Source organism: Okeania sp., from assembly GCF_983059655.1.
The window spans coordinates 1-2,481 of sequence record NZ_CEZPJD010001000.1 but is presented as its reverse complement, the minus strand read 5'-3'; the positions used below and the strand labels follow the sequence as shown (position 1 = coordinate 2,481).

Sequence of the window (2,481 nt, the reverse complement as noted above, 5' to 3'; positions counted from 1 at the left end):
ATGTTCGGATAATACAGCAGATTCCAAGTACATGAAGTTCTGACTCCTGACAAAATAATAAGGTCTCAAGTCTCCTCAATTCATGAGTCAGAATTAATATTGGTATTATTTGCCTTCCACTTTTGAAATTGCCGTAATGTGTTCTTTGCCCACTTCCCCACATCTACATCTGGGTCTTTTTTGGCTCTGTTTTTTAATAGTGGGAGAATTTGGGGATGGTTGGGATATTTTGTAGCGATCGCCTCTAGTGCAGTTTTTCGAGGGTTGCTGGGAAATGGGTAACTGTCATCTTTCTCTTTAAATGGGTCTTGGAGAGCGCAATTTCCCAAAAAATTAAATATTCCTGGGTCATTTTTCCAACCATTAGCTATTTCTTTTATTGCTTCACTCCGAACATTTTCATCTGGGTCTTTTTTGGCTCTATTTTTTAATAGTGGGAGAATTTGGGGATGGTTGGGATATTTTGTAGCGATCGCCTCTAGTGCAGTTTTTCGAGGGTTGCTGGGAAATGGGTAACTGTCATCTTTCTCTTTAAATGGGTCTTGGAGAGCGCAATTTCCCAAAAAATTAAATATTCCTGGGTCATTTTTCCAACCATTAGCTATTTCTTTTATTGCTTCACTCCGAACATTTTCATCTGGGTCTTTTTTGGCTCTGTTTTTTAATAGTGGGAGAATTTGGGGATGGTTGGGGAATTTTTGAGCGATCGCCTTTATTGCAATTCGTGGAGGGTTTTCTTCACTCAGAAAGAAGACATCTTGATGTTGATATGGATCTTTGAGTGCGCAATTGCAATTATAGAATAGCTGAAACATTCCTGGGTCATTTTTCCAACCAGTAACTATTTGTTGCAACGCTTCACATCGTATATCATAATTCTTATCAGACTGTACCAGTTGTTTGAGGAAAGGCAAAGTTTCTGGAGAATCTTTCCAAACAGTAGCTATCTGTCGCACTGCTTCAAATCGTATATAAGTATTATTATCGCACTCGATCAGTCGTTTGAAGTAGGGTAAAGTTTCCGGTTCATCTTTCCAACCAATAGCTATTTGTTGTAATGCTTTAAATCGCAGTTGTAAATTCCAATAATGTCCTAGGGCAAAAAAAGCTTCATACTGATGGTAATCTGCTAAATATTTTAACTCATTTAATAAATCAGTTCCTACATCACTAATATCCTGAATATTCTTAACTTCAAAGAAACATTTAGTTGCTAAAAATAAATTCTGACTATTTTCTTTTTCCCCATCTTAATTTATCAAATAACTAATAATTTCTCCCACAAACTGAGGTTCAATTGCTCGAGCAATAAACTGCAATACTTGATGCCATTTTTCATCTTGCCAATGCTGGCCAAAAACTTCCTCTATTAGTTCATTTAGTGAGATAGTTTGTTCTTGCTCAAATTGCCATACCAAACTACAAGTATAAAAATATTCCTAAAAAGTTTGATGCACGAAAGCATAATATTTAACTTGAGTAGCTCTTACAGCGCTTGTCATTTGAGTAGACCACAACATTATTTTTGGCACTTAGAGTAGGGAGTAGGGAGTAGGGAGTAGGGAGTAGGGAGTAGAAAAATGCTTTTGGGTTGCCCATACTAACTGTAGTCTATCCATGTGAAAAGCGCTATATGGTCATTTCAGTTATCAGTTATCAGTTATAGTAATTTCATTTTATTTGCATAAAAAACATGGTCGCTTCTAGGCAACAGGCAACAGGCAACAGGTAAGATCTTTTCACGAAAAAGGTACTAAAAATAATTTTTTATGGTGAATTTTCTTTCCAAAGCTTGCTCTAATTAAAAGGTTTATTTGTTTTTCACCAGATGTCAATTAGACACCTCCAAAAATCAAAAATAAAATTAATTATCGTACAGAAATTATCAATTATTTACCCAGCTGATAGCTGACGGCTGACGGCTGTTTGCGCAGCATTCCGCAGGAAATGCTTACATAGGAATCTCGATAATAAACTCTGTTCCTTTTCCTCTCTGGGAATTACAAAATATCCGACCACCATGTTTATCTACTACAATTTGATAGCTAATTGCTAAACCAATACCAGTACCTTTACCTACAGGTTTTGTAGTAAAGAAAGGGTCAAATATTTTGCTACGTATTCGCTCTTTTATACCTATACCATTATCAGAAATACTAATAGTTACTAGATTTTTATCTACAACTTCTGTTTGAATTTTAATTGTGGGAATTTGTTGTTCATTTAACTCAGAAAATTTGTCTTTTGCTATTGCTTCCTCCAGGGCATCAATTCCATTGACCAAGATGTTCATAAATACTTGATTTAACTGACTCACATAACAAGATATTTGAGGTAAATCGCCATATTCTTTAATTACATTAATCTGCTTTCCACCTTTAGGAACAAGTCGATTATTCAATATTAGTAAAGTACTATCTATTCCCTCATGAATATTAACTAGCTTCATCTCTGCTTCATCAAGGCGTGAAAAGTTACGCA

Annotated in this window: 3 protein-coding genes; all 3 read right to left on the bottom strand. The window is 35.5% G+C overall.

Annotated features, from left to right (window positions below; translation table 11 throughout):
* Positions 1–80: 80 nt before the first annotated feature.
* Positions 81–1,073 carry a HEAT repeat domain-containing protein gene (locus AC3DU7_RS31075; RefSeq protein WP_488043093.1) on the bottom strand — a complete coding sequence of 331 codons (993 nt, stop codon included), beginning with the start codon at positions 1,071–1,073 and terminating at the stop codon, positions 81–83.
* A gap of 177 nt (positions 1,074–1,250) precedes the next feature.
* Positions 1,251–1,418 (bottom strand): hypothetical protein, encoded by a 168-nt coding sequence (locus AC3DU7_RS31070; RefSeq protein ID WP_488043092.1) that lies wholly within the window; start codon positions 1,416–1,418, stop codon positions 1,251–1,253.
* Positions 1,419–1,951: 533 nt separating this feature from the next.
* Positions 1,952–2,481, bottom strand: a 530-nt coding sequence (locus AC3DU7_RS31065) for a sensor histidine kinase (RefSeq protein ID WP_488043091.1), incomplete at its 5' end; no start/stop codon positions are given.